We start from the raw sequence: 8907 nt of genomic DNA, 5'->3' as shown, positions 1-8907 counted from the left end.
TTCTTCGGGAGCTTTGCAGATAATTTTACAGCTTATCGTTGATGAAGAATTAACCAAAGTCAGTCAAAATTTAGATAATCCTGTTCAAGCTTTGCAGTTAATCCTAGAAGAAATTTTAGACAATCAAGAATTACTCTATGAATTAGTACACCGAGTCGATGTGAAATGGGGACAATTATACGGGGAACGTCCCTATTTTCAACAACCCAATCAAAAACCTCACCCTGAAGACGAATACACTCACAATTCCGTCAGAGATAAGTTAGTCAGTTTATTAGCCAGATTAGAACCGAATAAGTAGTAGAGTTATTAGGAGACTCCGAGACGATGCCCTATCAAGACATACCTTATCTTTAGGAAAAACTCTGTATTTTCATTATTTCTTAATAGAGAGAATAACAGGACTGACAAGGATTATCTATCCCTAGACAGACAACCGGGGGGCGGTCAGAGGTGAAAATAGGTGTAAGATCAGAAAATTCTCCGATAACTGTTGCCCTATCTCCCGCGTGCCTATCTATTCCTACTATACCGCCGATGTTTTTAGCGATCGCATTTTTGGCGGTAATCCCCTGGCGGTTTTTCCGGAAGCGTCTGGATTAACCCGCACCCAGATGCAAAAAATCGCCGCCGAATTTAACTTCTCAGAGACAGTCTTTGTTTTTCCGCCAGAAACAGACCAAGGCACTAAAAAAGTCCTGATTTTCACCCCCAGTACCGAATTACCCTTTGCTGGTCATCCTACCGTCGGCACAGCCTATATTTTAGCCCTAATCGCGGCTATTCCCCCCCACCAAGAAACCACGATTTATCTGGAGGAAGGAGTCGGTTTAGTACCAGTGAAAATTATCATGGAGGGGGAAAAACCGGTCTATAGTGAGTTAAAAGTGGCACAATTGCCAGAATTGGTGGCGGATAATTATGCTCTCGATGATTTAGCGGCGATTCTTTCCCTAAGCGTTGCCGATTTCTTACCCGGTTATCCCCCCCGCGCCTTTTCCTGCGGTCTCCCTTTTTTATTCATCCCCGTTAGAAACCGAGATGTTTTAGGGAAAATAAAACTAAATCTAAGTCTCTGGTCATCATTATTGGGACAATCCCCCGCTAATTCCCTTTTTGTCTGCTGTTTTGACCCAGAATCACCCCAATCTCGTCTCTATGGCCGAATGTTTGCCCCCGGTTTAGGAGTTATGGAAGATCCCGCCACCGGTTCGGCTGTGGCCGCTTTAGCGGGCTATCTAGGGGGGTTAGAATCTTCTAGGGAAGGGATGAATCAATGGACGATAATCCAAGGGGTAGAAATGGGCAGACCCAGCAGTTTACAATTAAAGTTTCAGAAAAACAACCGGGCAATTACGGAAGTTTCTGTGGGTGGTGCATCAGTTCTAGTCTGCCAAGGCAAGATGATAATTGCCGATGGGGAAACAAAAAGCGATATAAACAGGTCATTGTGATAGCAATCACTGAAGTTAGTAAAAAGGAGATGAACAATCTTAAAACATTAAGACCTGCAAGGAGCAATCTCCGTTTTCTGGGATGGATAAGAATAAATTTGACAGGGTATAGGGAAAAATATAAAATTTCTAGAGGGATAACCAAGAAAAAAAACAGCAGTTATCTTAATGACGAGGCAGTAGGCAAAATGAAGTTATACTTTATTTTTCTGAGAAAACCTGTCAGCAGTCATGGAATGTCTATAGTTAAAGTCTATTAAAATTAGTCATTATGCTCACCTCTTATCAGGAACTACAAAAAGAACTTAGTTTGTCCTTACAAGACTTAAATAGTTTTGCCGACAAATTCCAAGAAAGTTATGATATTATAGTATCTGCAAACGAAATCAATGAGAATCAGGGTGTCGGGGTTCTTTTAAAGAGAATTTTCCCTGATACTGGTGGGATAGTCTCCTTGCGAACCACTAATCTCTACGGAGGAGAGCAAGATTTTGGAGTCCATAATTTTTGTCTGGATGTGCGAGGTTGTTCCTACGGGGAAATTTTATTAAAGATCCAAAATTTATTTGTTCATTTAAAACCGAAAAGAGTCTTAGTAATTCCCTACTTTGTCGAAGATTTTTATGTAGCCACAGCGATTAAATCTCTCTTTCAGGTCCCCGTTTGTACCTACCTGATGGATGATCAGAACGTCTATGTTAATGCCGTCGAAGATGAAGCAGTTCAGAAATTACTCGATAGCAGCGATCTAATTTTAGGGATTTCTCTGCCCTTGTGCCAAGCCTATGAAAAAAAATATAGGCAGAAAATCTGGTTTATCCCTCCCCTCGTCGAAAGCTATCTGTTTCCCCCTGAAATTGTCATGCCTGATCTGATGGGGCGAGGTGTTTTGATTGGTAATATTTGGTCTCAGAATTGGTTAGAAAAACTACGTCAGTTATGTCGGGAATCCCAAATAAAAATTGATTGGTATGGTAATCCCAATCGTCAATGGCTGCAATTCCAAGAGGAAGAATTAGCGCAGGATGGAATTTTCTTTCAAGGCTACTGTCCCCAGGCTGACCTAATTAACCACCTACGTCAAGCTCCTTTCGCCCTTGTTCCCACTGGCAGTTCCGCGGAAGAAGAGGATCGGCCAGAATTCTCCTATTTGAGCTTACCCTCCCGTATCCCTTTTATCGTCGCTGCCGCTAACACCCCCATTCTGGTGGTCGGTCAGAAGGATAGCGCTGCTGCTAAATTTGTGCAAGAGTTTGACCTCGGTTCTGTCTGTGATTATGCGGCCGCAAGTTTCTTGACAGAAATCGCCAAACTCCACACCTATAACTATCAACTAAAACTTCGTCAGGCTAGTCATCAATTAGCCTCCAGTTTAAAAGCCGATCATTTTGACGATTGGCTCTGGCGATCATTAGAACAGGGAAAACCCATCGATGATCGCTTTGCTATCTTCCAGAACCACTACATCTGCGGCCATGCTATTATTACCCCCTGTGAAGTCAATCAACAGCACGGTACAGGGGCCCTAGTAAAAAGAATCTTTGCCGATAATCGTCAAATTATTTCCATACGCTCCGCTGATCACTACGGTGGGGAACAGGATTTTGGGGTCTTCAGTCTTCTTCTCGATCACCGAGAGCTATCGCGAGCGCAAGTGTTTCAGTCAGTGCTAAAAACCCTCGCACACAACCAGATTGAGAGCGTTTTTTGTGTCCCTTATTACGCCAGCGATATTCTGACAGCGATCGCTATTAAGGAATTATTTAACGTTCCCCTTGCCACCTACATCATGGACGATCAGAATATCTGCGTTCAGGAGATTCCCGATGCTTTGATGAAAGAGTTTTTAAGCAAATGTTCCGTTCGTTTTGCCACCCATCCCGAACTCCGCGACGCTTACGAGAATAAGTACGGCTACAAATTTTGGCTCCTACCGGCGATCGTTCCCCACCGTCTCATTAATAGTGAAGTTGCCGAAGTTTCTCCCCAACGCTGTCAAGAAAAATGGGGAGCTTTATTAGGGAGCATTTGGAGTCCCCAATGGTTCCAATCTCTGTTAGAGAGTATTCAAGGGGCAGGGATTAAACTAGATTGGTATGGCAATTCTAACTATTATTGGCTCAAAGAATCTGCCGCAGAATTAGAAAAATGGGGACTTTATAGCCAAGGACTTTATCCCGAAGAACAACTAGGACAACAACTACAAGCATATCCCTTTGTCATTGTTCCCACGGGAACTATGGACGAAAGAGATGATCGGACAGAATTGTCTCGCCTTAGTTTACCTGGCCGGATTATTTTTAACCTCGCCACCGCGAACACCCCAGTAATTCTTTTAGGCAGTAATAAAACCTCGGCGGCTAACTTTATTAATCGCTTTCAAATCGGTGTGGTTTGTGATTATACACCTGAAAGTTTGGCCGCAGCCGTGGACTACGTTCTTCAACCAGAAAATCAGCAAAGAATGCGAGAAAATGCCGTTAAAGTAGCAGCCAAATTCTCCGATAAAGGGATCGATCAATGGGTGTGGCAGTCCCTAGAAAAGGAACAAGCGGCCGATGACAGATTTGAAGCGATTTTACCTCGATCGCCGATCGATTTAGTTCACTTTATTGAACCCCCCGTTCCCGCAATTATTTATAAAGATTATGCTCAAGTCTATCAAGTGATGCGACGTTTGCGAGGGCAAAAATATCGGCCAGATTTTGTGGTTGATGTGGGAGCTTCCCACGGTATTTGGTCTCATACCGCTAGTCAATTATTCCCTGAAGCTCGCTTTATCCTCATCGATCCGCTAATCTCAAAATACGAGCAATCGGCCAGAAATTACTATATCTGTAATATTCCTCAAGCGGAATTACTAGAAATTGCCATCTCTAATCAAGCTGGTCAGTTAAGTTTTCAGGTTTCCCCCGATTTATACGGAAGTTCCTTGCTCACTCCCGCCGATTTTAGAAACTATGAAACGATTACAGTGGAAGTAAAAACCCTCGATCAGGTGGCGACAGATGAGCAAATTTCTGGCAGAGGAATATTAAAATTAGACGTGCAATGTGCCGAGCATATCGTCTTAGAAGGAGCCAAAGAATTTATCGCTCAGGTGGATTTAGTCGTTGCTGAACTCTCCTTTATTCGCTATGATCAGAACGCTCTCGTCTTCAATGAAATGCTTAATCTTTTGGATCAGCTTGGTTTCCGTTATTATGACGAAACTGGCGAATGGAGATCTCCCATTGATGGCACACTCCTCCAAAAGGAAGTGGTTTTTATTCGTCAGGATTTGTTAGTTCCCGAAACTAGCCGCAAAATTGAAAATTCTCCCAGTCAAGCTTAAGACAATTTACCTAATCACTAGCCAAAATGATCAAGAAATTATTAGCCAAAAATAAAATAGTTCAGCGAGTTAAAGCGGTCAAAGATTTATTTCTAGAAAAACTTGATTCACTCAGTCATGTCCAACTGGAACAAATCCAAAAACTGGAAAAACTGGAGAAACTTAATCAGCTTGATCCCTTAGATTTTAAGGTTGAGCAACTTAATAACTCCACGGAGCAAATCCGACAAGAAAATGCAGAAACCAAGCGAAAGGCTGATTTATCACTGGAAAATCAAGCTTTTTTGCTGAAGTTTTCCGTAGATATAATTAAAAATATGCAAGTATTGACGGAAAAACTCCAGACAAATCACAGCGAATCTCAAAAACAGCACCAATTAACTCTCGATACTTTCCAAAAAATAGCCAGCCAATCTCAAAAACAGCACGAATTAACTCTCGATACTTTCCAAAAAATAGCCAGCCAATCTCAAAAACAGCACGAATCAACTCTGGACACTTTCCAAAAAATAGCCAGCGATGTGCGATTAGACTCCCAAAAACATAGTGATACAATTATCGATTCTTTCCAGAGAATTTATGAAGCTTACCAACAGCAAAGCGATGCTGTTTTTGGAACCATACAAAAAATACAAGAAAATCTCCAGCAAATTAGCGAAGATAACCGCCAAATCTTTGAAGATATTCACTCTCAAAAATACAAAGTCATTATCGATCAAAAATATTTTCAAGATTTAGACATCGAATTAATGACTTATTTATATTCCTATCTTCCCCATCGTCTTGCAGTAGATATTGGTGCTAATCGGGGCGATGTTTCTAGTCGTCTCCTACAAGTTGGTTATCAAGTTTATGCCTTTGAACCTTTTCCTGCTGTAATCGATAAGCTCAAAAATCGCCTCGGTGATCATCCTAACTTTCGGCTTTTTCCCTTTGCTCTCGGTTCCGAAAATCAAACCCAAGAACTCCATATAGCCACCGATGAAACCCCAGACAACACCTATCAAGATGCCAGCTTTTATAACAGCTTAACTAAGCATTCTCTCTCGGAAGGTTTAGTATTTACCGATACTATTCCCGTTACTGTTAAAACCCTAGCCAGCCTCCACGATGGCGAGGAATTACCTAAAGATATTGGTTTGGTTAAAATTGACACAGAAGGCTTTGATTTAGAAGTAATCAAAGGTATGGGCAACTATCGTTATCCCGTGGTAGTTGCGGAATTTTGGGATAAAAATTTCCCCTTTGGTCGTTCGGGAGCGATGAATCAATTACCAGATTTAGTCAAGGCCATGAAAGAAAGAGATTATCATTGGCATCTAGTTATCTATCGTATTTGGGGCAGTTCCGACGTTAGTTATTACTGTAATTCTGCCTATTCCCTCGATAATTCTTGGGGCAATGTTTTCTTTTTCCAAGATTATCAGGTCTTCCATCAAGCCTTACTTTGGTCTGCTTCCGTTATGCCAGCTACTTATTTTTCAGCCTAGAAACTTAGGCATCAATCATTTTTTCACAAACTAACTAACTAGGTGAGTAATGATTATGAAAAAAAATATTTCCTTAACCAGTGAAATTTTGATTCTCATCGGTTTGGGAATCGCTTTTTTGCTAGTAGGCATATTCTTTGGACCTAGATTACAACCCGTGTGGATAGATGAAGTAGTATTGGCAGAACCAGCAGCTAATCTAGCTTTATACGACAGTTTTACCTCGGCTGCTTGGTATCATCAAAATGCTCAGGAATTCCATGTTAGCACTTCTTTTCTTTATACGGTTTTGCTGGCTTTATGGATAAAAGTTTTGGGATTTAGTATTGAAAAAGTTAGGCTTTTTAATTATGTGTTAATGCTTCTTAGCATCACTGTAATCTGGTTATTCATCAAGAAATTGCCTTTAATTAAGTTTTCTTGGCTAAGAATTATCCTAGTGGTTAGTTGTCTTTTGCCAGCAGGAATTACCTTTATTTATATATCGGGAAGGTACGACACTTCCGGCATTTTCTTATCAGCACTGGTTTTGGGGGCTTTTTTAATAAAAGATGCTAAAATCCGATGGCTTACTATGACAATTATTGGATTTTTCTTTCCCCTTTCTGGATTGTCAGCAGTGGTCTTTGCGACAATTTTTGGCGGTATCCTACTCCTTTTCAACTTTCAGCGATTTTGGCGGGAATTTGTCGCCATAGGTGGGGGATTTATTTTGGGAATGTTATTTCTTTATGCACTTTACTCAACTAATGGTGTTTGGGATGATTTTGTTAGTCTGACTTTGGGTCATACTGTTGCCAGTGCCAACCTTAACAGAAGTGTCATTGATATAATATTTTCCAGAGTGAGCAAACTTTTTGACCAGAAAGATTATGTGTGTGGTGGCTGCTTGCATCCGTCTTTTCCCCCACTGTCACTACTGCTGATCATCTTGATATTTTATGAACTATTGACCAAATCTTTCCGGTGGCGTTCTCCTTCCTTTTTTGCTTTGATCAGCGTTATTACCATACCAACTACTATGTGTTTTCTGGGGAAATATCCACTTTACTATAGTTGGATGTCGATGTTTCCCTTGATCATTTGTATTTGCTGGAGTTTTAATAATATTTTAGAAAAAAATACGGGCAAAATTCAGACGACAATTATTAGTATAGCTTTTTTGGTTTTATTATTTTATGCCAACTTACTAGGACTACCTTACCTAGTGCAAAGTACCTTAAAACAATGGGAAAATAATGACTATGCTAAAGTACAAAACTTTCTCGATAACAAAATTAATCCTCAGGATCACATCTACGCTGATTTTCAAACATTCTACGCCCTCAAGTCTCGGGCTAAACGAGTTTATTTCCCCCTTTATAATGGGCAGATGACACCAGAGGATAGGGATAATCTTTCATTAATTGTCATTGATCCTAGGGCCAGTGCTAGAGCATCTTGGAATCCCGGATTAGCAGAAATTGTTGGCGACTCACTCCCCCAGTGGTACGATACAGGAGAACAGTTAGATACAGGCACTTATGGGATGAAATTGTACCGAAAAAGATAAACCCGAAGTAATTCAAAGGATATGAACTCTGAAAAACTGCAATTAAGGTCTGATTACCAAAAAATGCTTGATGACTTAGATACTCAAGTCCTCCAATTGGATCGACAGGTATTTAAACGACTACAAAACCTAGGTTACACCCCGAGGGTGATCTTTGATGTGGGTGCTTCTAATAGTGGCTGGTCCTACTATATCAAACAGGTGCTGCAGGAAGCTGAATTTTATCTCTTTGAACCCCTCATCGACTACAGCAGCGACTATCGGGAATTAATCTCAGAAATCCTGCGAGTCTATCCCTCCTTTCATCTGTATAAATACGCCCTAGGTGAAACCTGCGGCGAGGTGACGATGAATGTTTCCACGGACGTGGTGAGCAGTAGCCTCTTGCAGACTGGTGATGATAGTCAGCCCACCACCCCCATCTCGGTGCAAATGTTAACAATTGATGACGCAATTGCCCGACTTGGTTTACCCCATCCCCAAGTGATCAAAATTGATACCCAAGGCTCGGAGTTGTCTATACTTAAAGGAGCCGTCAAAACCCTACCTAAAGTCGATGTTCTCTTTCTCGAATGCTGGCTCTATCGGGGCTATGGCCAAAAAACTCCCCTCTTAACCGAAATCGCCGATTGGTTATTATCCTTTAATTTTCGGCTTTGGGATGTGGCCGATGCCTATCGCGATCAAGGGGGAGTGCTAACCACATTAGATTGTATTTTTGTAAATACTCAAGCCGGTATTGCCCCGATTTGGTACTATGAGAACTAGAGTGGCTTGACTTTCCTAACCCGTCTAGTCCTTGCCGTGCGAGGGAAAAGAAGAACAGTCTATTTTCTTCCCAGATATCCGATAGACCAAGTACCAAGTGGGAGAGCAAGGGACAGGATTAAACAGTCCTTAGATCACTATTTCGGGAAGGGGAAACTGAGCCATACTTAGGGCTTGCTGAATAAATCTAAAAACCTTGCTGGATAAGACTTTTAGACTTTTTGTCAATCCAAAAGTACCGGACCTGGGAGTGAGCGGGGGGAAAATTCAGGTACTTTTTCCCTGAAAATTAGGTAATTGACCAGATGA

Annotated in this window: 5 protein-coding genes and 1 pseudogene; all 6 read left to right on the top strand. The window is 41.4% G+C overall.

All coding sequences use genetic code 11. From position 1 onward, the window contains the following. Positions 1-301: pseudogene (locus PX481_RS28820) on the top strand (hypothetical protein); the annotation flags it as partial. Positions 302-509: 208 nt separating this feature from the next. Further along, positions 510-1454, top strand: a complete 945-nt coding sequence (locus PX481_RS28815) for a PhzF family phenazine biosynthesis protein (RefSeq protein WP_288097376.1) — start codon at positions 510-512, stop codon at positions 1452-1454. Positions 1455-1725: 271 nt separating this feature from the next. Further along, positions 1726-4788 carry an FkbM family methyltransferase gene (locus PX481_RS28810; protein ID WP_288025356.1) on the top strand — a complete coding sequence of 1021 codons (3063 nt, stop codon included), beginning with the start codon at positions 1726-1728 and terminating at the stop codon, positions 4786-4788. Between the two features lie 26 nt (positions 4789-4814). Continuing rightward, positions 4815-6278 carry an FkbM family methyltransferase gene (locus PX481_RS28805; protein ID WP_288097372.1) on the top strand — a complete coding sequence of 488 codons (1464 nt, stop codon included), beginning with the start codon at positions 4815-4817 and terminating at the stop codon, positions 6276-6278. Positions 6279-6333: 55 nt separating this feature from the next. After that, a complete protein-coding gene (locus PX481_RS28800; protein WP_223210596.1) occupies positions 6334-7830 on the top strand; it encodes a glycosyltransferase family protein in 1497 nt (498 codons plus the stop codon). A 21-nt stretch (positions 7831-7851) separates the two neighbouring features. After that, on the top strand, positions 7852-8598 hold the full coding sequence (locus tag PX481_RS28795) for an FkbM family methyltransferase (protein WP_288097368.1): 747 nt from the start codon (positions 7852-7854) through the stop codon (positions 8596-8598). Positions 8599-8907 lie beyond the last annotated feature (309 nt).

Source organism: Microcystis sp. M53603_WE2 (assembly GCF_030065435.1).
The sequence above is the reverse complement of the archived record's forward strand: the minus strand, read 5'-3'. Positions and strand labels throughout refer to the sequence as shown.

Coding starts and splice junctions, on each gene's coding strand:
- PX481_RS28810 (WP_288025356.1), top strand. CDS start 1,726: ATGCTCACCTCTTATCAGGAACTACAAAAAGAACTTAGTTTGTCCTTA.
- PX481_RS28805 (WP_288097372.1), top strand. CDS start 4,815: ATGATCAAGAAATTATTAGCCAAAAATAAAATAGTTCAGCGAGTTAAA.
- PX481_RS28800 (WP_223210596.1), top strand. CDS start 6,334: ATGAAAAAAAATATTTCCTTAACCAGTGAAATTTTGATTCTCATCGGT.
- PX481_RS28795 (WP_288097368.1), top strand. CDS start 7,852: ATGAACTCTGAAAAACTGCAATTAAGGTCTGATTACCAAAAAATGCTT.